Below are 26,974 nucleotides of genomic sequence, written 5' to 3' on the forward strand. Positions count from 1 at the left end.
CTTGTTTTCAGTATGAATTCTTTATTTTTTTGAGCCCTTTTGGGTATCCCTTCCATTACTCTTCTCGAGACAACTGGATTAGATATAAAGGAGAACGAAATGAAGAAAAAACTAGTAGCATGTTTGCTTTTCTTATTTCCACTATTCGCCTTTGCGAGTCAAGCACAGGCTGAAACTGTAAAAGTCGTTTTCGATACAGCATATGCGCCCTTCGAATTTAAAGACTCAGACCAAGTTTATAAAGGAATTGACGTTGAAATCTTGGATAAGGTCGCTGAAATCAACGGCTGGACCTTAGAAAAGTCTTTCCCAGGCTTTGATGCGGCCGTCAACATGGTCCAATCTGGTCAAGCCGATGCCATTATGGCAGGAATGACCAAAACCAAGGAACGTGAGCAAGTCTTTGCCATGTCTGATACCTACTATGATACAAAAGTCGTGATTGCGACTAAGAAAGCTAACAAAATCACTTCCTATGACCAGCTTAAAGGCAAGACAGTTGGTGTTAAAAACGGGACAGCTGCGCAACGCTTCCTTCAGAAGAACAAGGATAAGTACGGTTACGAGATCAAAACTTTTGATACAGGAGATCTCATGTACAACAGTTTATCTACAGGAGCTGTAGATGCTGTGATGGATGACCAACCTGTTATCGAATACGCCATTAAGCAAGGCCAAGATCTTTCTATTAATATAGAAGGGGAAGCTGTCGGAAGCTTTGCCTTTGGGGTCAAGAAGGATGGTTCTCACGAAAACCTCATTAAACAATTCAATACAGCTCTTGCTCAAATGAAGAAAGATGGTACGCTAGATCAAATTATTGAAAAATGGACTGGTAGCAGCCAATCATCATCTGGGACAACAACTACTGCTAGCACTACTGTTGTTCCAGAAACGAGCACTGAAGCAGGACAAAAGGCGACTCCTAAGAAGAAAAAATACAAAATTTCTAGTGATTCCTCTTTTGCTCCCTTCGTATTCCAAAATGATCAAAGTAAATACACTGGGATTGATATGGAATTGATTAAGGCCATTGCCAAAGACCAAGGCTTTACCCTAGAAATTAGCAACCCTGGTTTTGATGCTGCGGTCAGTGATGTTCAGAACGGAAATGCGGACGGAATGATTGCCGGCATGACTGTGACAGATGCACGTAAGGCAACCTTTGACTTTTCTGATCCATACTATACAACAAATTCAATTCTTGCTGTTCAAGAGAGTAGTAAAATTTCTTCCTACGAAGACCTAAAAGGAAAAACAGTCGGTGTTAAAAATGGCACGGCTTCTCAAACTTTCCTCGAGGAAAACAAGAGTAAGTATGGATATAAAATCAAAACCTTCTCAGATGGGGCTTCTATGTATGACAGTTTGAACTCAGGTTCTGTAGCTGCCATCATGGATGACGAACCTGTTATCAAATATGCCATTAAACAAGGACGTAAATTCAAAACACCTATCGAAGGTACTCCAAGTGGTCAGATTGCCTTTGCTGTTCAAAAAGATTCGAACCCTGAATTGATTGATATGTTTAACAACGGTTTGGCCAACTTAAAAGAAAGTGGCGAATACCAAAAGATCTTGGATAAGTACCTTTCAAGCGATAGCGAAGAAAGCACAGAATCTACTTCAGTGGATGAAACGACTATCTGGGGCTTGCTCCAAAACAACTACAAACAATTGTTAAGTGGACTTGGGGTCACTATTGCACTAGCACTTCTATCATTTGCGATTGCTATGGTGATTGGGATCATCTTTGGAATGTTCAGTGTGAGTCCTTATAAATGGCTTCGTTGGACAGCTGAGATCTTCGTCGATGTCATCCGTGGTATCCCACTGATGATCCTTGCTGCCTTCATCTTCTGGGGAATTCCCAATTTGATCGAGTCCATGACGGGTCACCAATCCCCAATCAATGACTTCCTTGCAGGTACCATCGCTCTCTCCCTCAATGCTGCTGCTTATATCGCTGAGATTGTTCGTGGTGGGATTCAAGCCGTACCTGCCGGACAGATGGAAGCCAGTCGAAGCCTCGGGATTTCTTATAGCAAGACCATGCGCAAGATTATCTTGCCTCAAGCAACTAAACTGATGCTTCCAAACTTCGTCAACCAATTCGTTATTGCACTGAAAGATACGACTATCGTGTCTGCGATCGGTTTGGTCGAGCTCTTCCAGACTGGTAAGATTATCATCGCTCGAAACTACCAAAGTTTCAAGATGTATGCGATCCTTGCCGTCTTCTACCTCGTCATCATTACCTTATTGACACGCTTTGCAAAACAATTAGAAAAGAGGGCTAACTAATGGCTAAATTAAAAATTGATGTCCATGACCTCCATAAATATTACGGTGAAAATGAGGTCCTAAAAGGCATCTCAACAAAATTCTACGAAGGAGATGTGGTTTGTATTATCGGACCATCTGGTTCTGGTAAATCCACCTTCCTACGCAGTCTCAATCTTCTCGAAGAAGTAACCAAGGGACAGATTACCGTGAACGGCTATGACCTGACTGATCCAAAAACCAACATTGATATCGTTCGTGAAAATGTCGGGATGGTCTTCCAGCACTTCAACCTCTTCCCTCATATGAGTGTCATCGAAAACATCATGTTTGCTCCTTTGGAGCACAAACGCATGAGTCGTGAAGAAGCTAAGGAATTAGCGATGGAACTTTTGGAAAAGGTTGGACTGGCTGATAAAGCTAATGTCTCACCGGATAGTCTCTCGGGTGGTCAGAAACAGCGGGTGGCCATTGCGCGTGGTTTGGCAATGAAGCCAGACGTCATGCTCTTTGACGAGCCGACTTCTGCCCTTGACCCTGAAATGGTCGGGGACGTATTGAACGTTATGAAGGACTTGGCTAAACAAGGCATGACCATGATTATCGTTACCCACGAGATGGGATTTGCTCGCCAAGTAGCCAATCGTGTCATCTTTACCGCTGATGGAGAATTCCTCGAAGACGGCAAACCAGACCAAATCTTCGACAACCCACAACACCCACGATTAAAAGAATTCTTGGATAAAGTTTTAAACGTTTAATAGAAATAAAAACTGGAGTTAAACCTCCAGTTTTTTTGAATGTATACAAACGATTCTTTTACATAAAACGGCTAGATGATTTTCAAAAAATGATTATTTTTTATAGATATTTAAGTAGATGTAAAACTTTCCGCCGTGAGAAAAGTGATAGAGACACTAGTGTCACTACCACTCGGGAGTTTTGAGAGTAAAACAGTTTGGGAAACTGTTTTAGCCTGAGCCCAGAGATTAAAGAGCGAAGGGATTCAAAACGAATTGAACACGGGCTGCGGATTGTGTCAAAAAGATAAGTCTTCCTAGAATCTAAAGATTCTGCGTCAAACTTCCTATTTTGACTTTACCCGCAGACGCCCTTTGTATCTTGATTTAGTCATGGAACTTCTTCGAAGTTTGCTGACGTCCATACTCACCTAAGGAAAGTTTTTAAAATCACTTTGTCTTCAATTTGAAACTGGAATAAAAACCAGTTTTTTTCTTCTTCCAAATATGAAAATTATTAAGAAATTTCATTTAAATAACTTGCTAAATGAAGCAAAAAACTATACCATAGTAGAGTGTCTTTTGACCAAATATGTGACTGAAGGATGATTATGAAAAAATTATTAGAAAAGGTTAGTATCCTTTCTTTATCTCTTGTATTAACAACGTCTTTTTCGATTTCGAGTGCACTTCCCTATATGTTTGAATACTATAAGGATCTCCCTAAAAGTCAGATCGAACTCTTGGTATCCCTTCCATCCGCTGGGATTATGCTCACCCTCTTCCTCAACACCTTTATCGAACGCTTCTTGGATGAGAGAAAGATGATTATCACTGGTCTGTTAATCCTCTCAATCTTCGGAATGGTCCCTTTCATTAACCAAGCTTATCCTATCCTCTTCATCTCTCGTTTCATCTTTGGAATGGGTGTCGGTTTGATCAATGCTAAGGCTATTTCAATTATCAGCGAACGCTATCATGGACGTGAACGAGTCCAAACTCTTGGATTTCGTGGTTCTGCCGAGGTCGTAGGGACAGCCCTCGTCACTTTATTGGTCGGCTTCCTCCTCCAATTCGGCTGGACTTCTAGCTTCCTAGCCTACGGGGCCGGCTTAATCGTTCTCTTTCTCTTCATGACCTTTGTCCCTTACCACCAGCAAGAAGAAAGTCAGCATACACAAGCCAATCAGAAAGAACCACTCCAAAAAGAAGAATGGAAGTTAACTATTATTTTGGCCATTGTAGCCGCAATGATTGTCCTTTGCAACGTCGGAGTAACTCTTCGCATTCCAAGTATTGTCGCCTACACGTTCAAGGATCAGCATAATTCAGCCAGCTTCATTCTAAGTGCTATGCAATTAATCGGAATTCTAGCTGGTCTCACCTTCTCTGGCCTTGTACATTTGTTCAAGAGCAAATTGATCACTTATGCCGGGATTGCTTACGGTTTCTCAATGATGGCTGTAGCCCTTTCGCCAAGTATCCCCCTTCTTGCTCTATCCGCCCTCTTCTCTGGCTATACGTATAGCACTGCCCTCACCATGGTTTTCCAAATCTTGTCAGCCAAGATTCCTGCCAAACGATTAAACCAAGTGACCTCTGTAGCCGTCTTGGGTTGTAGCTTTGGAGCGGCCATTACACCTTTCGCTCTCAACACCATCGGTCTCATCTCAGACAGCAACGCTTTCATCTTTACCGTATTAGGTATTGCTATGGCACTCCTAGCCTTCTCTCTTCTCTATCTTTTAAAAGATCAGCAGGATTAAACACAAAAGACTGGAAAAACATCCAGTCTTTTTCTGTCTTAATTACTAGAAAGTTGGGCAGTTTGCATTTTGTAATAAACACCTCTTTGAGCCATCAACTCCTTATGATTCCCATGTTCAACGATATTTCCATCTACCATGACTAGGATGAGATCCGCATTTTCAATTGTAGACAGGCGGTGGGCGATTACAAAGCTGGTCCGACCCACCATTAACTTATGAAAGGCATCCTGAATGAGCAACTCTGTACGCGTGTCAATGGAAGAGGTCGCCTCATCTAGGATCAGAATCTTAGGTACTGCAAGAAAGACCCGAGCAATAGTCAGAAGCTGTCTTTGTCCTTGAGAGAGGGAGTCTCCCGCATCCGCTAGATAGGTATCATAACCTTCTGGAAGCTGTTGAATAAAGAAATCAGCATTGGCAGCTTTCGCTGCTTGGACCACTTCTTCCCGACTAGCATCTGGTCGACCAAAGGCGATATTCTCATGAACCGTTCCAACTTTGAGCCAAGTCTCTTGGAGCACCATCCCAAACTGCTTGCGGTAGCTTGCTAGACTATAGCTATCTACAGCTTCATGATCTAAGCGCAACTGCCCCTGATCCACATCATAGAATCGCATGAGAAGGTTAATCAATGTAGATTTCCCAGCTCCAGTTGGACCAACAATGGCTACCTTACTAGCCGGCGGGATGGAAATGGAGAGATCCTTTATGAGGGTTTGATCAGGGCGATAACCAAAGCTGACATGATCGAATTGGACTGCCCCTTTGACAGCGTCTTCTTGCAAGTCTCTCTTACCACTTTCTTTCACTTCCTCTTGGTCTAGGATACTATAGAGGCGCTCTGCACAAGCCAAGGCACTTTGCAACTCAGCAAGAACAGAGGAGATGTCATTGAAGGGTTTGGTATACTGATTGACATAGTTGAGAAAGGTCACCAACTGGCCAACAGTAAAGCCAGTACCCGATAGGATTCGGAAGGCTCCAAATCCCGTCACCAACGCATAAATCAGGGCATTGACAAAGCGCGTCGCTGGATTAACGGTAGAGGAATAAAAAATCGCCTCTTGAGAATAACCAGCATAGTCGCCATTGATCTCAATAAACTTGTCTTTAAACTGACCCTGTGCATTAAAAGCTTGGAGTAAGCTTTCTTGACTGAGAGATTCTTCAATCATCTGTGTCTGAGCCCCACGTGCTTGGGTCTGCATCCGAAAGAGATGATAGGAACGCTTGGCAATAAAACGAGCGATAAAGAGAGATAAAGGAGTCAGGATCAAAACCATTCCCATCATCATCCAATCCAATCGGGCCATACTAGCGATGGTCACTAAAATCGTGAGAAGACCAACAAAGAACTGATTAAAGACCATGAATAGACCATTGTTCAGTTGTTCAACGTCCGTGGTCAAGCGACTGACCAAATCCCCAGTACCTTGACGATCCAGGTAAGATAAAGGAAGGACATGGACTTTCTGGATGACCTTCTCTCTTAAGTCTTTACTGTAGCGATAGATCATCTGATTGTAAACCAAGGGATTCAACCATTGAATCAGACTTGAAAAAAGAATTACTAGACCCATTTGTAAGATAAGTGGGAGCAAGAGATGTGCTGCATCAGGGAGCACCACTAAGTCTATTGCCTGCCCGATTAGGATAGGGATATAGACGGTTAACAAGACTTGTAAGATGGTTCCCAGACTGGCTAAGATGAGCCAGATGGGCTGTTTGCCTATATCAGCAAGCAAGCGCCGTAAATAAGTCTTCTGTTTCATTCTGCTCCCTCCTCTCTCTTCTGTTGGGAGAAATGAATCTCTTGGTATAAAGGATTGGTTGCCACCAAGTCTTCATGACTTCCCAAGCCGACCTGTTTGCCTTTATCTAAGACGAGAATTTGGTCAGCTCTTTGCAGACTATTGGTCCGTTGCGAGATGAGGATGAGACTGGTTTCCGTCAACTCCTCTTTAAAAGCCTGTAAGAGTCGTGCTTCTGTCAAATAGTCCAAAGCCGAAGTGGAATCATCCAACACCAAAAATGGAGCTTTGCGAAGGACAGCTCGAGCAATGGTCAACCGTTGCCGTTGACCGCCGGAAAAATTTCGTCCAAATGCTTCTACCAGAGCGTCTAGCCCCCCTTCTTTCTCACGGACGAAATCAGCTGCTTGCGCAACTTCCAAGGCCCACCACAACTGCTCTTCATTCGGTTCCTCGTTTAATCCTAGCGTTAAATTCGAACGAATGCTTCCTTTAAAGAGCTCTGCTTTTTGAGGAACTACTGCTATCCAGTCACGCCACTGACCAAGAGTCTTGGGACTCTGTCCATCTTTAAAAATGATTAGATTTCCTTGACTTGGGCCATAAAGATATCCTAACAATTGAACCAGGGTAGATTTCCCTGATCCTGTCCCTCCAATGATTCCTAAGGTTTGTCCCTTGTTCAAAGATAAGTGAATGCCTTCTAAAGACGGTTTTGCTGCTAAGGGATAGGTAAAGACAAGATCTTTGATCTCAAGAGCCAGTTGAGGATTTGAAGCAGATAGCTCATCTAACTCTTGATCAAAATCTTCACTCTTCTCATCAAATACTTGGACAATCCGACCAGCAGCAATATAGCTTTGGTTGAGCGAGGTCACCAACATGGCTAACTTTAGTAATTCCGTTAAAATTTGAAGCAGATAATTGACCAAGGCTACCAACATTCCTTGACTGAGTGTCCCCATTTGAATGGAGGCTTGTCCCTGCCAAAGAATACAAATCAAAGTTCCATTCACGACTAAGAAGGTCATAGGACTGATCAAACTAGACCATTTGGATACTAGTAATTGCCATTTGGTATAGTCTTGGTTAACCTCATTAAACTCTGCTTCTTCATGAGCTACCTGCCCAAAAGCGCGGATAACCCTCATTCCTTGTAACTGCTGACGCGTGATGGTAACCATTCGGTCCGTAATTTTCCTGATGCGCGCATAAAGAGGATTGACCAGACGAGACATAAGGACAATGATGAGGGTCAAGAGAGCAACCATTCCAATAAACCACATTGTCAGTTGCGGACTAATAGTGAAGGCCATAAAAATAGAGCCAAAAACGACAATTGGCGCACGGAGAAATAGACGTAAAAATAGATTAATTCCTGTTTGAATTTGATAGGTATCACTGGTTAGTCGCGTCACGAGACTTGAGCTGGTTAGGCGATCCCTCTGCTCCTTAGATAAGCTGAGAATTTTCTCATACAAATCATTGGTCAATTCCTTCGTAAAACCAACGGCTGCTTTTGATGAATAATATTGGGCCGTGATCGCTACAAGAACGCCAAAAGTAGCAAAAACAAATAAGAGACCAACCACCCCAAGCATTCCACCTTGGTCCTGACGGGGAATCAGCTGATCGACAAGCTGGGCAATTAAAAGTGGAACCAGTAATTCAAAACTTGCTTCTAACAACTTGAAAAACGGTCCCAGTATGGTTTCTTTTTTATAATTCCTGAAGTATTTCAATAAGTCTTTCATACTACTAGTTTCTCTTTCTAATGGATGTACTCATTTTACCACAATTTAGAAAGAGAGAAAAACTCTCCCTGCAAAGCAGAGAGAGTTGAAAAACGACCCAATGTACGTCAGGAATATTATTCCATCTTTGTCCCCTTATTTAATAGCTTGCCCATTTTCCCTAATCCAATCAGTAAAAGAGGGAAAGATAGGAGGGTCACAAGACCTAATACAAGGAAAACAGCTACAAATCCACAAGTATCAATCAACCAACCAGTCAGTGGGAAGATCACAATCATAGACAAACTAAACATCATCGAATTGATACTAAGCATGGTTGCTCGTACACTAGAAGGCAAATAAGTTTGTAAATCATTGTAGTAAATGGGTTGATACACTGCATAAAGGGCATTGGTCAAGAGATAAACACTTAGATAGGCGAATGGAGTCTTCAAACCTACCAAAAGCAAGGACAAACCTGTCAGTGCAACCAGAATTGGAAAGACTTGATTGCTATTCCATTTCTTACCAATTTGACTAGCTAGATAAACCGCTAGAAGATTGAAGCCACTACCAATCAACATGATGAGCGAAACTTGCCAACTGACTAGGTCACTGATTTTCTGTTGGTAGTAAAAATAAAACATACACATGATGGTTCCTACCAGCTGATAGGTGAACATCCAGTAAAACAAGACTGGTTTTTCCTGCCACTCTTGTTTGACTACCACCAATATACGCTTTATGGTCAAGTGATTTCTTTCACCACTCTTGCTCTCTGGCTCTTTCATTAGAAAAATCAAGAGAATGGATAGCAATGAAAGGACAATAGCAATCAGATAGGTCCAAGCCAATGCTCCGTGAATAAAGAAGCCTGCCACAACTGTACCTAAGGTTCGGGTGACTTCTGCCACACCAGACAAAAAGCTAGAAATCTGAAGATATCGGTCCTTTTGACCCGCTTCAACCGCCGAATCATATAAGAAAGCGGTACTGGTCCCCGAGTCAAAATTGTAGGACAAAGCATTAACCATCATGGCAATCGCATAAATCCAAAAACTCCCCTGACCAAACAAAATCAAGATAGAGGACACAATACTAGCCAAGCGAGCCAAATAGAGATTGGTTTTGTAACTAAATCGATCGGCCAACATACCAGAGGGGATTTCACACAAGAGACTGGTCCCATGAAAGATACTTTCTAGTAAACCGATTTGAAGCAAGGATAGACCATTTTGGATAAAAAATAAAATCCAAAAACTGGTAATCCCAAAATAAGATGTGAATTCCAGACCTGCTAGGAGTGGAATATTGCCTTTGTAAGTTCTTTTAAACATTGTTTTCTCTCTTTCAATATGTAGTATGACTGTTTCTAAAAGACTTACTGAGAGTTGCCTACATTTTCTCCACCTCTTTCATTTAAAGTAATACTCAATGAAAATCAAAGAGCAAACTAGGAAGCTAGCCGCAGGCTGTACTTGAGTACGGCAAGGTGAAGCTGACGTAGTTTGAATTTTATTTTCGAAGAGTATAAAAACGCCAGACGGCGTTTTTATGGCTATTAAGGTTTGATACGGTGCAACATACGTGGGAATGGAATGGCTTCACGGATGTGTTTAGTTCCAGCTGCGAAGGTTACCATACGCTCGATACCGATACCAAATCCACCGTGTGGGACTGTACCGTATTTACGAAGGTCAAGGTAGAATTCATACTCTGTAAGATCCATACCAAGTGATTCCATCTTAGCGACAAGGGCATCGTAGTCTTCCTCACGCATGGAACCACCGATGATTTCTCCGTAACCTTCTGGTGCAAGCAAATCTGCACAAAGCACGCGATCTGGGTTCCCAGGAACTGGTTTCATGTAGAAGGCCTTGATGTCTGCTGGGTAGTTAATCACAAAGGTTGGTACACCAAAGTGATTTGAAATCCAAGTTTCGTGTGGTGAACCGAAATCATCTCCATGCTCTAGATGTTCATAGTCAGCGTCTTCATCATTTTCATGTTCTTGCAAAAGATCAATGGCTTCATCGTAAGTAATGCGTTTGAATGGCTCTGCAATGTAGCGTTTCAAGAGCTCTGTATCACGTTCCAAGGTTTCCAAGGCTTGAAGAGCACGATCTAGAACACCTTGAAGCAACGCTTTAACATAAGCTTCTTGCAAGTCAAGTGACTCGTCGTGTGTCAAGTATGAGTACTCCGCATCCATCATCCAGAATTCAGTCAAGTGACGACGAGTTTTTGATTTCTCCGCACGGAATACTGGACCAAAGTCAAAGACACGACCAAGAGCCATAGCCCCAGCTTCAAGATAAAGCTGTCCTGATTGGCTCAAGTAAGCTGGTGTTCCAAAGTAGTCTGTTTCAAAAAGTTCTGTAGAATCTTCTGCAGCATTTCCTGAAAGGATTGGGCTATCAAATTTCATGAAGCCATTCTTGTCAAAGAACTCATAAGTTGCATAAATGATTGCGTTACGAATTTGCATCACTGCTACTTGTTTGCGTGAACGCAACCACAAATGGCGGTTATCCATCAAGAAGTCTGTACCGTGTTCTTTTGGAGTGATTGGATAATCTTGAGATTCACCGATGACTTCAATGTCTGTAATATCCAACTCATAACCAAATTTTGAACGCTCATCTTCTTTGACAATCCCAGTCACAAAGACAGACGTTTCTTGGCTCAAGCGTTTGATGGTATCAAATTTTTCAAGACCTACTTCTTCACCGAATTTTTCGATAAAGTTTGGTTTGAAAGCTACACCTTGGAAGAAGGCAGTCCCGTCACGCAATTGCAAGAAAGCAATTTTCCCTTTTCCTGATTTGTTAGCAACCCAAGCACCGATAGTCACTTCTTGACCGACGTAGTCTTTAACTTCAATGATGGTAATCCGTTTTGTCATAATACATCTTCCTTTTCTCGTTAAACTTGTCCGAAGACATGATCACCTTTCATTTTACCACAAATAAGAGCCGATAGCTATCTCTCACAATCTAAAAATCCGGCTTTTTTTACGAAAACTGACTTTTAATAAAAAAATAAATCAACTTTTTCAAATTCTTGAACCGATTTAAATATTTTATCCTATATTTTGATTTTTCAAAGGAAAATCCTGTCATTTTAAGTCTCAATAGCAGTCATTTTTGACAAGTAAAAAGCTTGCAAGTTATACTATCAGTATGTATAAGGAGGAAAATATGAAAAAGAAAATTCAACTCACCACGGGATTGTGTGCAGCTGTTTTAGCCCTCAGTCTCGCAACAACCACTTTTGCTGATGAGCAGACAGCCCCTGTCACTGCTCCTATCTCTGAACGACAAGATACGGTTGCTCCTGTTTCAGTCATTTCAGAGAGTTCAGCTACTGCAATTACCAATGAAACAATATCCCCACTTCCGAGCGAAGAAACAGCTAGCCTGACGGCTGAGGAATCAACCCCAGCTCCTGCTGAGACTCCAGTTGATCCACGAATCTCTGAAATTCGTGTCATCCATCGTCGTCGGACTCTGAAACCAGACTTTTCACCAGTTGCATCTTCAACAGATATCGTATACAAGACAGTTAATGCCCGTGCTTTTACTGAATATGACGTCTCTGGAAATGGACCAGCAACGGTTACAGACGAAAACGGAAAAACATGGTATCGAGTAAGATATTCTGATCTCGATATCAAAGATGGATTTTCATACAATAGCGCTCCTGAAAAAGGCACTGCCACCGCGCCCGTCATTGAAGTCATCCATCTCTATGATGATATCGATTTGAATCCGGAAGTTGTAAAACGTGCTCGTTTTGTAGACGAAAAGGGACAAGAAATTGCACCTTCCCAAGAAAACAGCGTCGAGCGGAGCCTCGATTTGGCTTATGAAGCTGGTCTACCAACAGCACCCGCTCAAATCCAAGCTAATGGAAAAACTTATACCTTCCAATCAGCTGACAAAGAAGAATTGACCTCCCACAAACTTCATGTTTCTAACTTGGTTACTGTGACCTATTTCTATAAAGAAGTCACCACACCAATTGTTGAGAAACCGTCAACACCTTCTGTTCCAGAAAAACCTGTTAAAAAACTGCGTCTTCCAAAAGGAAATAACGGAGTGAAAACACGTGTACCTGTTAGTAAGAAGACTCAATCAAAACCTTCAACACCAGAAGTAAAGAAATTCCGCCTTCCAAAAGGCAACAATGGGGCTAAGACCCGTGTTCCTGTAAAAAAAGGGAACACTATTCTTTCTGTCGATTTCTTATAATTCTAAAGAAAAGAGGCTGGGACAAAAGTCCTAGCCTCTCAATTGTCTTTGGATTGTCGATCAAGACGCAGTGGTTGAGTGGGCTCTACTACGCTGATTTCATCAGCTTTTACAGCCCTACTCAACTGTGCGGAGGTGGGACGACGAAATCGAATTCTAACGAATTACCGATTTCTGTCCCACTCTCTTAATTTTTAATTTTCCATAAATTGATGCAAGCGGCGAACAGCTTCCTTCAGGGTCTCCGAGTCAGTCGCATAGCTAAGACGGACATTCTCTGGAGCTCCAAATCCAGCACCTGTGATGAGGGCAACTCCCACTTCTTCCAGGATGGCAGTTGCAAACTCTGTCACATCCGTATAACCTTTCATCTCCATGGCTTTTTTGACATTTGGGAAGAGATAGAAAGCTCCCTGTGGCTTGATCACATCAAAACCTGGAACTTCGCACAAAAGAGGATAAATGGTGTTCAAGCGCTCCTCAAAGGCTTGACGCATCACCTCTACTGAGTCTTGTGGACCTGTCAAGGCTTCAATCGTAGCATACTGAGAAACAGCTGTCAGATTGGAAGTTGTCTGACCGGTTAGCTTACTCATGGCTGCAATGATTTCTGGGTCACCCACCGCATAACCAACCCGCCAACCAGTCATGGCATAGGCTTTGGAAACCCCGTTGATGACAACGGTTTGTTTGCGAATGGCTTCGGATAAGCTTGAGATTGGAACGAACTCATTCCCGTTATAGACCAGGCGACCATAGATATCATCTGCAAGGATGAGGATATCATGCTCAACAGCCCAATTTCCAATGGCTAAGAGTTCTTCCTTGCTATAAATCATACCTGTCGGGTTAGATGGAGAATTCAAGACCAAAACCTTCGTCTTTTCCGACCGAGCTTCTTCCAATTGTTCAACGGAAACTTTAAAATCATTGACTTGGTGCCCCTTGACATAGACAGGAACCCCTTCCGCCATTAGGACCTGGTCCCCATAGCTGACCCAGTACGGTGTCGGGATAATGACCTCATCACCTGGATTGAGCACAGCCATAAAGAAGGTATAGAGCGAGAACTTCGCTCCAGTCGCAAAAGTGACTTGGTTTGGTGATACTGAATATCCATAATAGCGTTCGAAATAGGTATTGACGGCAGCCTTTAATGCTGGCAGGCCGGAAGCAACCGTATAAAAGGAAGCCCGCCCATCCCGAATGGCTTCTACTGCAGCATCTTGAATATTCTCAGGAGTGTGAAAATCAGGCTGGCCCAAGGTTAGAAAGAGAATATCTTTTCCTTCTGCCTTTAATTTTTTTGCTTTGGCATCACTTGCCAGGGTGACACTTTCTTCCATCTTTAATACACGATCAGAAATTTTCATACCTTACCTACTTTCTATCTGGGACTAGTTCCAGACGAACCAATTTAGACTTAGACTCTACCAGAAACTGTCTACAATACCTATATTATACACCATAGATTAGACTTGGAGCAAGATTTTACTAAGGATTCAAAGAAACTTTACTACTCCTTACTATTCGACAAAAAAATAATTTGACACTAAAGTTAACAGTCATTTTTTCTTCTGTTGATAAATCCATTATCTTGTCACCCGCCTGTAATCTATTTGATATTAAGGCTTAATAGCGTCTAATACTATTTATTGCTAAAATGATAGTATGAAGAATTTAGAAAAACTATTTGAAGAAGCCCAAACAGAATTAAAAACCATGATTGTCTTTCACAAGGCGGAACGGACTTTTCGTGCAGCAGAGTCTCATGTCTTTAAGGATCATCAGTTGACCCCTACTCAGTTTTCCGTTTTGGAAACCTTGTACAGTAAGGGGGATCTCCGTATCCAGAACCTGATTGACAGTATTTTAGCGACCTCTGGAAATATGACCGTCGTGATTCGAAATATGGTGCGTGATGGATGGATCAAGCGCGAAATCGATCCAGATGACCGTCGTGCTTGTATCGTTTCTTTGACAGAAAAGGGCCGTAAAAAAATTATCGAAGTTCTTCCTGATCATATACGTAATGTTCAAAAAGTCATGGGTGTCTTTAGCGAAGAAGAGCAAAAACAACTTCAAACTCTTCTGAAAAAATTAAAGGGCTCCCACTAAATTCTAACCATTCAATTAGTCGTGTTCATAGCCAACTAACTACAGTTGCCAGCTATGAACACGTTTTTTGATTCTTGAAAAAAAGTACTAGTCTCTGTTGACTAGTACCTTCTATTTTACTCATATTTCACAAAGACTAATTGTTTTTCAGTCGATAAATCAGCTTGGTAAGTAAATCCATTAAAGCTTAACCGCTTCATCTCTTCGACCTTCGTGATCTGATTCTCTAGTAAGGCTGTCACAAAAGCCCCACGCGCTTTCTTAGAAATGGTCGAATGAACCTTCAACTGACCATTTTTCTCTTCTAGAAATTTAAAGGTCACCATCCGATCTTGGATCTCCTTAGAAAAGACGGTTTCAAACTCACTGGATAGCAATGAAATAATCAGTTCTTCCTCCTGAAGAGCTTGATCATAGACAGCCTTCCAAAAGGTCTTTAAGGATTTCCCCTGGACCTTGAGCTTCATGAGAAAGTCCAAACGATGAGGAGCAATCGGAGTAAGGGCTGGAATCACCCCATAAAGAGCTGAGGTAATCAAGAGATGGTTTTGTACATAAGCAACTTCTGCTTCTGTCCAGTCCGTACGGCGGATATTCCGGTACATGAGGCCGTCGAAGAGCTTCAAAGCTGGATAGGTCTTAGCTGTACCCGACTTGAGCGCTTGAATCCGTTGCTCTTCTTCACTTGCTCGTTCTTCAGAAATCTTATAAAGTGAAGCTAACTCTTCTAGAGATAATGCAGCTAAGGCATCGATGACCGCTTGTGTCTCATTTGATACAGGATGATCCGTTTTTTCTGGGGTATCCAGATTCATTTCTTTTGCTGTTGGAATTAATATTTTCATAGATTTATTGTACCATATTTCATTTTCGCTTGACATAAAATCAGCATCATGTTATCATCTAGTTGTTAAAACTAGATAACAAAGAGGTAATAACCATTTTATACAACTACAGTTATCCCAAGTGGGAAGAAATTCCTGATATTGATCTTTATTTGGACCAAGTCCTCCTCTATGTCAATAAGGTTTGTGCGCCTTTTATCTCAGAAACAGACAAGGGCTTGACGGCTTCCATGGTCAATAATTACGTTAAACACGGCTACCTGCCAAAACCAGATAAGAAGAAATACAAGCGACAGCAGGTTGCCCGTCTCATTGCTATTACGACCTTAAAGACGGTTTTTTCAATTCAAGAGATCGCAGCTACCTTGAACCTCTTGCAGAGTCAAGCCAACTCCGCAGACCTCTATAATAGTTTTGTAGACTTTCTTCATGAAGAGAAAGAACCTTTAGCACCCATTATCGGATCTGCCTGTCGTACCGTGCTACTCTACCAAGAAACCCTATCCTATATCCATGTTCATTCTGAGGAGGAAAAATAAAAGTGAATTATGCTAGTAAATTAAGTAAACGATTATCCTTTGGAGAAGAAATCGCTAATAGTGTCACCCATGCCGTCGGGGCTGTTTTGATGCTCTTTCTCCTTCCAACTTCTGCTATTTATAGTTATGAAACACATGGGACTTTAGCAGCTGTCGGGACTTCGATTTTTGTCATCAGTCTCTTTCTCATGTTTCTCTCATCGACCATCTACCATGCCATGGCCTATGACTCACCTCAGAAGTATGTCCTACGGATCATCGATCACTCCATGATTTATATTGCCATTGCAGGTAGCTACACACCCGTCGTCCTTTCTCTCATGAACAACTGGTTCGGCTATGCCATTATCCTGATTCAATGGGGGACGACTATCTTCGGAATTCTTTATAAGATTTTTGCTAAGAAGGTAAATGAAAAATTCAGCTTGGCCCTCTATTTGATTATGGGATGGTTGGTGATTTTCATTATCCCTCAAATCATCAGCCAGACAAGTCCAACCTTCTGGGGCTTGATGCTGATGGGTGGCCTATGTTACACAGTTGGAGCTGGATTTTACGCCAAAAAGAAACCTTATTTCCATATGATTTGGCACCTCTTCATCTTAGCCGCTTCTGCTCTCCAATATATCGCGATTGTGTATGTCATGTAAGACAGTGACTCTCTTATAGGGAGTCACTTTTTAGTTGCTTTTTTACACCCAATTGACTACAATAAAGAAAAATTGTACGGGGACAGTTATGACAACCAAATACCAAAAGATTTTTACTACATTGAAAAACCAGATTGACCAGGGGATCCTAAAAACTGGAGACCGCCTGCCTTCCGTTCGCCAACTAGCCAGTCAGTATGCCTGCAGTAAGGATACCGTCCAACGGGCCCTGCTCGAGCTCAGCTACAAGAACTATATCTATGCTAAGCCCCAAAGCGGCTATTATGTCCTGGAGGAAGAGACTGGAAAGCATACCGACCTGCCTCTTCGCCTCAAGGAAGATCGCTTCCAGGCCTTTGAAGACTTTCGGACTTGTATCAACGAAACCCTTGTCGGTCGTGATAATTACCTCTTCAACTACTATGAAAAACAAGAAGGTCTTGTCGATCTCCGTCAATCTATTGCTTCTCTCCTGCGAGAAGATGCGATTTATACCCAGGAGCAACAAATCGTTATCACCTCAGGAACCCAGCAAGCCCTCTACCTCCTAAGCCAGGTCGCCTTCCCAAACCAAAAAGAAGAAATCCTAGTAGAGCAACCAACCTATTACCGCATCAATAAATTAATTCAGGAGCAAGACTTACCTTATCAAAGCATCAATCGCTTGCCTCAAGGAATTGACTTTGACCAACTGGAAGCCATTTTCAAAAGTGGCAGGATCAAATTTTTCTATACCATTCCCCGCTACCATTATCCTCTGGGACATAGTTATAGCAAACAAGAGAAGGAACAGATTTTGGCCTTAGCAGAACTCTATGATGTCTATATTGTCGAGGACGATTACTTGGGAGATTATGATCCACATTTTTCTCCTAGCTTTCATTATCTGGATGCATCTGACCGGGTCATCTACATCAAGTCCTTTTCTACCAGCCTCTTTTCTGCCCTCCGCATCACTTCTATGGTCCTGCCCCAAGCTCTTCTTGCCCCTGTCTTAAAACTCAAGGGTACACTCGACTACGAAAGTAACTTGGTCATGCAGAAGGCCTTGAGCCTCTATATTGATAATGGCATGTTTGCAAAAAACAAAGAGCTTCTGCACCAACAGCAATTCATCCAAAAAGAGCAAGCTTCTTCCCTACTCCAGCAACATTCCCTATCCGTCCCTGTATGGCCGGTCATTGGAGGAGTCTTACTAGATTTAAGACAGGTCCCTTCGGTCGCTCGACTGAAACATAGCGGTCTCCCTCTCCACTTCTTCGAATCTGCCTATATTCAAAGCTGTCCCTATGCCTTTGCCCGTATCAATCAGGACAAACTGGAAGAGGTTTTACCCCAAATTATCGCTTATCTATGATTCAATCCCACCCTTCTATTTCTTGAGTAATTTTATATACAAAACTATGTTACGAAAATATTACATTTATTACAAAAATCACTTGACATCTGTAACAATAGGAGTATAATCTAAGTCAGAAAGATAAAGAGGTGATATTATGAAACGATCTTTGATTCGTTGGACTGCAGCCTCTCTTGTGGCTGCATCACTTGGACTTGCTTTGGGAGGGTGTGGCTCAAAAGATAAAACAACTTCCTCATCCGAAAAAGCTTCTAGCTCAAAAGTTGAGAAAAAACCAAAAGCTAGCTTAAATAAAAAAGCTACAGTTTCTTCTTCTCAAGCAAAAGAAAATACTACTCCTTCAAGTCAGGCAAGTAACCCGTCAGCTTCAACTGAACCGAACAAGGCAGAAGATACATCTTCAACTGATCAAGCAGTTGTTCCTGCAGCACTTGTCGGCACTTGGGTAGGATCTAGCCCTCAGGCGGATAGCATCAAAATGACTATTGAAGCTAATGGAGATATTACAACTGTCGTTAGCTTTAAAAATGATAGTGAACCAACCCGCACAGCCACCTATACTGCAAGAGCTATTCAAGCATCTGGTAATGTCTATTACTGGGAGTCAGAAGGTCTTAATGGCGCAGATGCTCTTCTTCCTGGTATTACTGGTTTAGGAGTAGCAAATTTCCGCTTCAAACCAGGATTTATCCTTGAGGAAGGTCATTATACTCCGATAGCCTTCACAACAGATATCAATACAGAATTTGACTATAGCAATTACAGAGATTTCCACTTCTCATTGACCAAAGAGCAATAAGGACAGGAAATTCTCTAATAAAAAAAAGAATGTTGACCCTCAACATTCTTTTTTATGTTTTATTCACTTTCACAAATCAATTGGGTTAAACCCTTACTTCTTAGTCAGGGCCCAGCTCTTAGCCACAAGCTCAAAGAGAAGATCATCCTCCACTCGACCATCCAAGGGAATGCTGATCCAGTACTTCTTGTTCATATGATAAGCCGGATAGAAATGGGGTTCTTCTAAGAGTTGGCTGACATGATCCTGTTTAAGATTTAAGACCTCAATCTTCCCTTCCTGCCTCGCATCTAGCTTGGACCAGTCTATCTTCATCAAGACGCCAAACCATTTGAGATCCTTTTGATGACGGAAGACGCCCGAGTCCGGAGAACGGTCCCAGAGGTATTCGATAGGACGGTCATATTGCCGGCTGATCCAATCCACCAAGCGCTTGGTCTGAGGATACAAAAAATCTTTGACAGCAAAACAGGAGCTTCTGATATCCTCTAAGGCCTGCTGGCAAGCTTCTCTGACTTGGCCAACATATTGACCAACCATCTGGTCCATATGAAGCTGCACATAGTCGTCGCCTGTCTCCTGATCCACTAGCCAAAAATGCACTTGCTTACTTTGGACAGTCACATAAAGTTTGAAGTCTCCATCCAGGATCTGTTGATCATAGTGAAACTTCTCTCCCTGCTTTGAAAACCCATAAGCTAGAGCTTTTTCATTGTCTATACTGTATTTCTCAAAATAATCTGGTAAAAACACGTACTACTCCTTTCCTCCAGTATACCAAAAATCAAGAAAAAAGAGCTGAGATTTCTTCCTCAACTCATATATCTTTAAAAGACAACACGAGTTCCATGGACCTGATCCACCCCTGGAACATCAAGGAAAAGCTGACGATTCTCCAAAGAGACTCCTCCACCTGCCAAGATTTCTAACTGGCGATCTGCAAGCTGGGCATACTCTTCGTAGCGTTGCAACCGTTGTTCTAAGTCTGTTTCTGGACTGCCGGCTCTTGTTAATAGTCTCGTCACGCCTACTTTCTTCATCCACTCGATACTCGCAGCTTGATCTTCTAAAGGAATCTGGTCAAATGCCATATGCATGGTCAATTCAAATCCTTGACTGGCTTCGATGAAACGAAGCATGGCATCTTTATCCAGCTGATTGTCAGCAGTCAAAGCCCCAACAGCTAAACCATCAACACCCAGGTCACGGGCAATTTTCCAGTCTTCTAACATTATGTCTAGCTCTTGCTCAGAGTATACAAAATCTCCACCTCGTGGACGAATCATAACGATGACCTTTGCCTGATAATCTTTAGCAAGCTTCACAGCCTCTTTGATCACACCATAGCTTGGAGTCGTACCTCCAACCGCTAAGTTATCACATAATTCTACACGACGCGCTCCTGCTTGAAAAGCCTTCTCTAACAGTGTTATGTTCTCTGCACAAAATTCATATAACGGCATCCTAAATCTCCCTGTATTTGAAATCGTTTTCTTGTTCTACCTTACTCTTTTTTCATTTCTTTGTCAATTAGAAAAACCATCAGCCTCATCAGAAACCAATGGTTGATGCTTAATAGGAAATTGGAACAATAATCTGTAATACCATGTTCCCTTTTTCGACCTTCGCAGAATGGATTCGGTAGCCACTTGTCGGCATGGTCAATTTGATTTGATTCCCTATCATAGTAGCTCCTGTGCCCTCTTGGTTAACTTTTTCAGCAATCCTTGAAGCAACCAAGCTACGTGGAATCGGCAGATGTCCAAGACGGGCCCGTTCTAGGTTCAAGGTCAATTGTTGATCCGTCACACTAGCTGAAAAGTCCATGCTCACCATGGTTTCCACCGGTCCCAGTTCAATCGGAACCTGAACATTGATATACTCTCCATTCATAGCAACTGCTGTATTGAGGAGAGTTTCATCTGTCATTTCCCCTGCCATGGATTTAATAACTTGGCGCAATTGAGGAGAATTCAGTTGAAGCTCTGTTTGCAGGCCAGAAGCAGTCACGTCTGCTGTAGAGAAGCCTTCTTGAGCCAGATCTACCAGCGAAGTATTCACTGTTACATTTTTAAATTGCTCTTGAGTCGAAACCTTTGCTGGTATCAAGAAAACTGCTAAGACAATAACTAGGAGGAAGGTCAGTCCGATGAGTCGTTTGATCCATTTCCACATATGGTCACCTCTTTTCGTTTTGATGGATAGAAGAGAATTCACCTCTATCACTATTGATCTATTCTTTTTAAAATACGACTTCTATTCTACCCTAATTTTTCAAAAAAAGCGAACGAGAGGAATAAGGTGCACATAAGAAAAGAGGTGGAAAAAATCCCAACCCCTATTTGAATGTTAATGGAATTGCATCCCACCATCCACGATGATGGTTTGTCCTGTAATGTAGTTTGAATCAGGACCAGCAAGGAAGCTAACCGCTGCAGCGACATCTTCGGGTTCGGACAAACGTTTAAGGGTAATATCTTTAGCGAAAGTTTGCATACCCCATTCGTCATCTTTACCAGCGTTCTTACCAACTTCATGAGCGATATCATACATCATTGGAGTCTTAACGATACCAGGTGCATACGCATTGACAGTAATACCTGAATCAGCCAAGTCACGTGCCAAAGTTTGAGTGATACCACGAACTGCAAACTTAGTACCACCATAGACAGTCAAGTTAGGGTTACCTACAACACCTGCTTGTGAAGTTGCATTGATGATTTTTCCGCCATGGCCAAGCGCCTTGAATTGAGCTTGTGCAGCTTGAGCACCCCAGATGACACCACCAACGTTGATGGCAAAAGTGCGTTCAAATTGTTCTTCTGTAATCGTATCAAGTGGTGTAGTTGGAGCAACACCAGCGTTGTTAACGACAACATTTAAATCTCCGAAATGATCCACAACTTTTTGGAAAGCTGCAGCCACTTCAGCTTGTTTGGAGACATCAGCAACGACCGCAAAAGCATTCTCTGCTGATAACTCAGCTACTGCTTTTTCTGCTGTCTCAGCATTGTAGTCTAAGACTCCGACCTTGAAGCCATCTTGTACCAATCGTTTTGCAATCGCAAAACCGATCCCTTGACCTGCACCTGTGACAATAGCTACTTTAGACATATGATTCCTCCTTGGTATCCCCGATACCAGCAAACGTTCATAGAAGAACAGCAAAGGTTGACAGTCAGTTTTGGGTGAATCTATCATAAGTTCCTTCCAAAACTATGCTAACAGTATACTCCTTTGTGAAAAAAGTGTCAAACTCTAGCCTGTTATTTTCTAAAGTATTTTACAATCTATCTTATCTTTATTTAGTAATAGATTAACTGATTATAATAATTTTGAAAAGGGTTTTATATCTTGACAAAAACACTCCTATTGCCTATTGTTTTGGGCCTTATTTCATGCTACACTAATTATAAGACAATCAAATAATAAGGAGATCTAACAATGAAAGAATTCATGGATAAATTGAATAACCTACCTAAACCAGTTCAATACATTATTGCGATCATTATTTTCTTTATTGCGTTTTACATTTCTTATAGCTTGTTTTAAGTTAGAACGTACAAAGCTCTCTTTATCTGATACAGTATTTTAAAAGAGAGTGGGACAGAAATCGGTAATTCGTTAGAATTCGATTTCGTCGTCCCACCTCCTCACAGTTGAGTAGGGCTGTAAAAGCTGATGAAATCAGCGTGGTAGAGCCCACTCAACCACTGCGTCTTGCTCGATAATCCAAAGACAATTGAGAGGCTAGGACTTTTGTCCCAGCCTCTTTCATTTTTTAAAACATTTTAAAGACTGCTACTGCAAGTACTGCACCGATGATTGGACCAACTACTGGGATCCAAGCGTAACCCCAGTCACCATCTCCTTTGTTAGGAATAGGAAGGAGGCTGTGCATGATACGAGGTCCTAGGTCACGAGCTGGGTTGAGAGCGCAGCCTGTAGTTCCACCGAGAGACAAACCAATCCCTGCAATCAAGGTACCAACGGCAAAAGTACCAAGTCCTGCTTGAAGGTCATAAAGACCAAGTGCAAAGATGGTCAATAGCAAAACAAAGGTTCCAAGGATTTCACTGATTAGATTGGAAGTAGTGTCTTTGATAGCTGGACCTGTACTGAAGGTTGCAAGGATATTTCCAGGATTTTCTTCTGCTAGGTAATGCGGTTTGAACTGTAACCAGACAAGGACTTGCCCTACCATGGCTCCAGCGAATTGAGCGATGATATAAGGAATCACAGATGCCCAAGCTAGTCCACCATTAAGAGCAACCCCAATTGTCACCGCTGGATTCAAATGTGCCGGACTTAACTTGCCAGAGATAAAGGCTGCCACTGCAACTGCAATCCCCCAACCAAGAGTAATGACGATCCAACCTGAGTTATGGCTCTTCGTTTTCGGAAGAACCACTCCTGCTACAACCCCATTTCCCAAAAGAATCAGGATTAAGGTCCCTAAAAATTCACCAAATAATTCTTTCATATGATTTATTTCTCCATTATAAAGAGGGGCCGGTCAGATATTCTTCTTTCCAACCCCTTTTTGTTTTTCTTAATTTTTTAATGCTGCCAAGTCATTGTTTTCCAAAGCGACTTGCAAGTCTTGACGGTAGCCAGCTTTTTCTTCTTCTGACCATTCATAGAAGCGTCCCATTTCATCCAAAACAGGTTCGACAATTGCATCTAAGCTATCTCGCATGAAGAGCATGTGGTTCGTCCGACGAAGAAGGAAGTCAACTGGGCTAAGTGCCAATTCATTGCGCATTGCATAGTGAAGTGATAAGGTATCTGCTAGGCTCAATCCAGGTGCTTGTTCCACGCTATGAGCAAGGGCGAAGACCTTAGGTGCATTAGAACCGTATAGGTTAGCTAGGTAGTGAGCTTCCTTGCTATCCAAGCCACGAGATACGCCAAGTTGAGCAAAGGCTTCGATTTCAGAATCCACGTTCGTTGGGTTAATTTCTCCACCTGATACTGGATAGGTCTTAGAGTTGATCAATTTGAACTGACGGTCAAATTCTTCCTTGAGAATGGTCAAGACACGCTCCATCGCTCCTTCAGCCATCTTGCGGTAGTCTGTAATCTTCCCACCAGCCAGGGTCAAAAGACCATTGTCATCGCGGTCTAAGCTTGATCCACGAGAAACAGCAGATGGATCCAAATGTTTTTCAGAAGTGCTGCCTTCCAAGTGGCTGATTGCTGATTCAACATCTTCACGCGATTTTTCTTTAGAAAGATAGCCTTCAACTGTTGCAATCAAAGCATTAAAGCTTTCATCACTGATAGTGCCGTTGTTTCCACCATTGTAGTCAGAAGCACTGTTTCCTGAGATCAACGGACGAAGACCAGCCCAGCTACTTTCGATATCATCGATGGTGATGTGAGCTTCTGGGAAGCGGTTATTCACGATTCCTAACAAGTAGTCGACATCTTCTTGAGTTACTGTTGGATGCTCTAAGTCGCCAGTGTAGTCCGTGTCAGTCGTTCCGAAGTAAGTTTTGTTTTCACGTGGCAAGACGAAGACCATCCGACCATCTCCAAGACCAGTATCAAAGTAGACTGGTTGAGAAACTTTGATCTTGCTTGAATCTACGACCAAGTGAACACCCTTGGTTGGACGCATTTGTGAATGCTGCTCTCCATCGTTTGAGAGGTTACGCACTTTATCGCTCCAAGGACCAGTTGTATTAATCACCAATCGTGCCTTGATTTCAAAGACTTGATCAGTCAAGAGATCACGCGCCACTACACCTGTAATCTTACCAGATTCATCAAAGAGGAATCCTTCTGCTTTTACGTGGTTGGCAATGAGGGCCCCATCTTGGTTGGCACGTTTGATATTTTCAATCACCAAACGAGCATCGTTGTTACGGAAGTCTAGGTAGACCCCACCTCCGACTAGACCTTCTTGTTTCAACTCAGGCTCACGAGCCAACACTTCTTCTTTGGTCAAGACCTTGTTGGCTGCTGGTGTATTGCTGACACCTGCCAAGAGGTCATAGAGGTCCATGGCTACCTTGAGACGGAAGAGGCTAAAAGTTGCCCCATCTTCATCATAGACTGGTAAGAGCATTGGGTCTGGTTTTGGAATATGAGGAGCAATTTGTTGCACTACTGCACGTTCTGATACCGTATCTGATACCACTTCTACGTCAAATTGTTTGAGGTAACGAAGTCCACCGTGGACCAATTTTGTTGAACGGCTTGATGTCCCTTCCGCAAAGTCCTGCATTTCAATCAAACCTGTTTCAAGACCACTTGCTGCTGCCTGCAAGGCTACCCCAGCACCTGTGATCCCTCCCCCGATAATCAAAAGATCCAGGGTGCGTTCTTGCATTTTCTTAATCGATAATTCACGAGTTTTCTTTGAAAATTCCATAATTCTTCACTTTCTATCCTACTGAAGTCTTGACTAGTCTTCAATTTCTGCAAAGAGTTGGGTAGCTTTAACAGCTTTCTTCCATCCCTTGTAGAGTTGTTCTTTACGAGATTCGTTCATAGAAGGCTCGAAGAGTTCACTAGTTGCATTGAGTTCTTTCAATTCATCTAGGTCTTTCCAGTAGCCGACTGACAGGCCAGCAAGGAAGGCTGCCCCCAAAGCTGTTGTTTCCAAGTTTTTAGCACGAGCGATATCAATACCAAGAATATCCGCTTGGAACTGCATCAAGAAGTTATTCATAGCTGCTCCACCGTCCACTTTAAGGACTTGAATAGCCGTCTTAGCATCAACCTGCATAGTATCGATGATATCCCGTACTTGGTAAGCAATGGATTGAAGAGTCGCCTTAATAAAGTCTTCTTTGGTTGTTCCACGAGTCAAGCCAAAGACAGAACCACGAGCATTTTGATTCCAGTATGGTGCTCCTAGACCTGTGAAGGCCGGTACCACATAAACTTCATCATTGTTGTGAGAATCACGCGCATATTTTTCAGATTCAGGTGAGTTTTCCACCATACGAAGACCATCACGAAGCCATTGAATGGCACTACCCGCGATAAAGATGGATCCTTCTAAGGCATAGTATACTTTCCCGTTAATTCCATATCCAATGGTAGTTAACAAGTTATTTTCAGATAACTGCATCTCTTCACCTGTATTCATGATGATGAAAGATCCAGTACCGTAAGTATTTTTGACCATACCTGGTTCAAAGGCCAACTGTCCAAAGAGGGCTGCTTGTTGGTCACCCGCCATACCTGAGATAGGAACTTCTCCACCGTAGAAATGGAAAGGAGCTGTTTTTCCATAGATTTCAGAGTTTGAACGCACTTCTGGAAGCATAGCCTTAGGAATATTGAGGATTTCCAAGATCTCATCGTCCCATTTTAGGTCTTTAATATTGTAGAGCATGGTACGAGCAGCGTTTGAATAGTCTGTTACGTGAGAAGCTCCGTCTGTCAACTTCCAAACCAACCAAGTATCGATGGTTCCAAAGAGCAATTCTCCTTTTTCAGCACGTTCTTGTGCTCCTTCTACATGGTCCAAGATCCAGCGAATCTTAGTTGCTGAGAAGTAGGCATCAATGACCAAACCTGTTTTTTGGTGGAATTTTTCGACATACCCTTGGCTCTTAAGCTGTTCAGCTAAAGGAGCTGTTTGGCGAGACTGCCAGACAATGGCATTGTAGATTGGAAGTCCAGTATTCTTATCCCAAACAACGGTTGTTTCCCGTTGGTTGGTAATTCCGATAGCTTCGATTTGTCCTGGTTTGATGCCACTCTCGATAAAGGCACCAGCGATAACAGACTGAACAGAATTCCAGATTTCATTTGGATTGTGTTCAACCCAACCAGCTTGAGGGAAAATTTGCGTGAACTCTTTTTGACTTGAGCTTACTTTTTCTCCTTTTTTATTAAAAATGATGGCTCTAGAACTTGTTGTTCCTTGATCAATGGCCATAATGTATTTTTCTTGTGACATGAACTGTCCTCCTGGGAAAAAGAAATATTCTTTAGGAGACGTACTCCTTACATTGTCTATTATACAAAAAAACCGCTTTCATGATCGGCACTGCACCCCAATAATGGGACAAGAGAAAAAACCTCTTATGCGACCAGTTTTCTGTACTCTACAGGAGACTGGTCATTTAATCTCTGTTGAATTCTAGTTTCATTATAAAATATGATGTAATTT

The 26,974-nt window shown here is 42.3% G+C and carries 23 protein-coding genes; 9 read left to right on the forward strand and 14 right to left on the reverse strand.

Going from position 1 to position 26,974, the window contains the following annotated elements; genetic code table 11:
• Positions 1-99: 99 nt before the first annotated feature.
• The 3 genes from QM873_RS07710 (at position 100) to QM873_RS07720 (ending at position 4,789) form a co-directional block, all read left to right on the forward strand.
• Positions 100-2,304: an ABC transporter substrate-binding protein/permease gene (locus QM873_RS07710; RefSeq protein ID WP_414279109.1), complete on the forward strand. Its 2,205-nt coding sequence runs from the start codon at positions 100-102 to the stop codon at positions 2,302-2,304.
• The gene (locus QM873_RS07715; RefSeq protein WP_414279110.1) at positions 2,304-3,044 is read left to right on the forward strand and encodes an amino acid ABC transporter ATP-binding protein; all 741 of its coding nucleotides are present in this window, start codon (positions 2,304-2,306) and stop codon (positions 3,042-3,044) included. The genes QM873_RS07710 and QM873_RS07715 overlap by 1 nt, the downstream gene beginning before the upstream one ends.
• Positions 3,045-3,634: 590 nt before the next feature.
• Positions 3,635-4,789, forward strand: a complete 1,155-nt coding sequence (locus QM873_RS07720; RefSeq protein WP_414279111.1) for an MFS transporter — start codon at positions 3,635-3,637, stop codon at positions 4,787-4,789.
• Positions 4,790-4,827: 38 nt separating this feature from the next.
• On the opposite strand, the gene QM873_RS07725 is transcribed toward QM873_RS07720, so the two are convergent.
• The 4 genes from QM873_RS07725 to asnS all read right to left on the reverse strand — a co-directional run bounded on the left by QM873_RS07725 (position 4,828) and on the right by asnS (position 11,181).
• On the reverse strand, positions 4,828-6,564 hold the full coding sequence (locus QM873_RS07725; protein ID WP_414279112.1) for an ABC transporter ATP-binding protein: 1,737 nt from the start codon (positions 6,562-6,564) through the stop codon (positions 4,828-4,830).
• Complete coding sequence (locus QM873_RS07730) at positions 6,561-8,297, reverse strand: ABC transporter ATP-binding protein (RefSeq protein ID WP_414279113.1); 1,737 nt, start codon at positions 8,295-8,297, stop codon at positions 6,561-6,563. The genes QM873_RS07725 and QM873_RS07730 overlap by 4 nt, the downstream gene beginning before the upstream one ends.
• Before the next feature lie 116 nt (positions 8,298-8,413).
• Entirely contained in the window at positions 8,414-9,613 is a 1,200-nt protein-coding gene (locus QM873_RS07735) for an MFS transporter (RefSeq protein ID WP_414279114.1), read from the reverse strand.
• Positions 9,614-9,837: 224 nt separating this feature from the next.
• Positions 9,838-11,181 carry an asparagine--tRNA ligase gene (gene asnS / locus QM873_RS07740; protein WP_023023415.1) on the reverse strand — a complete coding sequence of 448 codons (1,344 nt, stop codon included), beginning with the start codon at positions 11,179-11,181 and terminating at the stop codon, positions 9,838-9,840.
• Between the two features lie 295 nt (positions 11,182-11,476).
• Here asnS and QM873_RS07745 point away from each other — a divergent pair, with 295 nt between their 5' ends.
• Positions 11,477-12,529, forward strand: a complete 1,053-nt coding sequence (locus QM873_RS07745) for a cell surface protein (RefSeq protein ID WP_120701872.1) — start codon at positions 11,477-11,479, stop codon at positions 12,527-12,529.
• A gap of 194 nt (positions 12,530-12,723) precedes the next feature.
• Here QM873_RS07745 and QM873_RS07750 read toward each other — a convergent pair whose 3' ends face one another.
• Positions 12,724-13,902 (reverse strand): pyridoxal phosphate-dependent aminotransferase, encoded by a 1,179-nt coding sequence (locus tag QM873_RS07750; protein WP_120701871.1) that lies wholly within the window; start codon positions 13,900-13,902, stop codon positions 12,724-12,726.
• Between the two features lie 298 nt (positions 13,903-14,200).
• Here QM873_RS07750 and QM873_RS07755 point away from each other — a divergent pair, with 298 nt between their 5' ends.
• Positions 14,201-14,647, forward strand: coding sequence for a MarR family winged helix-turn-helix transcriptional regulator (locus QM873_RS07755; RefSeq protein ID WP_023026886.1), 447 nt, complete (start codon positions 14,201-14,203; stop codon positions 14,645-14,647).
• Between the two features lie 116 nt (positions 14,648-14,763).
• Here the strand turns inward: QM873_RS07755 and yaaA are convergent, their stop codons facing one another.
• The gene (yaaA, locus tag QM873_RS07760; RefSeq protein ID WP_414279115.1) at positions 14,764-15,492 is read right to left on the reverse strand and encodes a peroxide stress protein YaaA; all 729 of its coding nucleotides are present in this window, start codon (positions 15,490-15,492) and stop codon (positions 14,764-14,766) included.
• 95 nt (positions 15,493-15,587) lie between these two features.
• Between yaaA and QM873_RS07765 the strand changes: the two genes are divergently transcribed.
• The 4 genes from QM873_RS07765 to QM873_RS07780 all read left to right on the forward strand — a co-directional run bounded on the left by QM873_RS07765 (position 15,588) and on the right by QM873_RS07780 (position 18,840).
• On the forward strand, positions 15,588-16,031 hold the full coding sequence (locus QM873_RS07765) for a DUF1836 domain-containing protein (protein WP_414279119.1): 444 nt from the start codon (positions 15,588-15,590) through the stop codon (positions 16,029-16,031).
• A 2-nt stretch (positions 16,032-16,033) separates the two neighbouring features.
• Positions 16,034-16,681, forward strand: coding sequence for a PAQR family membrane homeostasis protein TrhA (gene trhA / locus QM873_RS07770; protein ID WP_048788819.1), 648 nt, complete (start codon positions 16,034-16,036; stop codon positions 16,679-16,681).
• An 88-nt stretch (positions 16,682-16,769) separates the two neighbouring features.
• A complete protein-coding gene (locus QM873_RS07775; protein ID WP_023023428.1) occupies positions 16,770-18,038 on the forward strand; it encodes an aminotransferase-like domain-containing protein in 1,269 nt (422 codons plus the stop codon).
• A 139-nt stretch (positions 18,039-18,177) separates the two neighbouring features.
• Positions 18,178-18,840, forward strand: coding sequence for a hypothetical protein (locus tag QM873_RS07780; RefSeq protein ID WP_023023430.1), 663 nt, complete (start codon positions 18,178-18,180; stop codon positions 18,838-18,840).
• A gap of 93 nt (positions 18,841-18,933) precedes the next feature.
• Here QM873_RS07780 and QM873_RS07785 read toward each other — a convergent pair whose 3' ends face one another.
• The 8 genes from QM873_RS07785 to QM873_RS07820 all read right to left on the reverse strand — a co-directional run bounded on the left by QM873_RS07785 (position 18,934) and on the right by QM873_RS07820 (position 26,967).
• Positions 18,934-19,593, reverse strand: a complete 660-nt coding sequence (locus tag QM873_RS07785; RefSeq protein ID WP_023023432.1) for an MmcQ/YjbR family DNA-binding protein — start codon at positions 19,591-19,593, stop codon at positions 18,934-18,936.
• 74 nt (positions 19,594-19,667) lie between these two features.
• The gene (locus tag QM873_RS07790) at positions 19,668-20,303 is read right to left on the reverse strand and encodes a copper homeostasis protein CutC (protein ID WP_023023434.1); all 636 of its coding nucleotides are present in this window, start codon (positions 20,301-20,303) and stop codon (positions 19,668-19,670) included.
• Between the two features lie 109 nt (positions 20,304-20,412).
• The gene (locus QM873_RS07795; protein WP_414279116.1) at positions 20,413-21,015 is read right to left on the reverse strand and encodes a hypothetical protein; all 603 of its coding nucleotides are present in this window, start codon (positions 21,013-21,015) and stop codon (positions 20,413-20,415) included.
• 174 nt (positions 21,016-21,189) lie between these two features.
• On the reverse strand, positions 21,190-21,954 hold the full coding sequence (locus tag QM873_RS07800) for a (S)-acetoin forming diacetyl reductase (protein WP_023023545.1): 765 nt from the start codon (positions 21,952-21,954) through the stop codon (positions 21,190-21,192).
• 667 nt (positions 21,955-22,621) lie between these two features.
• A complete protein-coding gene (locus QM873_RS07805) occupies positions 22,622-23,323 on the reverse strand; it encodes an MIP/aquaporin family protein (protein ID WP_155171704.1) in 702 nt (233 codons plus the stop codon).
• A gap of 69 nt (positions 23,324-23,392) precedes the next feature.
• Positions 23,393-25,219 (reverse strand): type 1 glycerol-3-phosphate oxidase, encoded by a 1,827-nt coding sequence (gene glpO, locus QM873_RS07810; RefSeq protein WP_195327084.1) that lies wholly within the window; start codon positions 25,217-25,219, stop codon positions 23,393-23,395.
• A gap of 33 nt (positions 25,220-25,252) precedes the next feature.
• Positions 25,253-26,761 carry a glycerol kinase GlpK gene (glpK, locus tag QM873_RS07815; RefSeq protein WP_195327083.1) on the reverse strand — a complete coding sequence of 503 codons (1,509 nt, stop codon included), beginning with the start codon at positions 26,759-26,761 and terminating at the stop codon, positions 25,253-25,255.
• Between the two features lie 125 nt (positions 26,762-26,886).
• On the reverse strand, positions 26,887-26,967 hold the full coding sequence (locus QM873_RS07820; RefSeq protein WP_414279120.1) for an IS3 family transposase: 81 nt from the start codon (positions 26,965-26,967) through the stop codon (positions 26,887-26,889).
• Between the last annotated feature and the right edge of the window lie 7 nt (positions 26,968-26,974).

The organism is Streptococcus australis, from assembly GCF_047463015.1.
Classification (GTDB): Bacteria; Bacillota; Bacilli; order Lactobacillales; family Streptococcaceae; genus Streptococcus; species Streptococcus australis_F.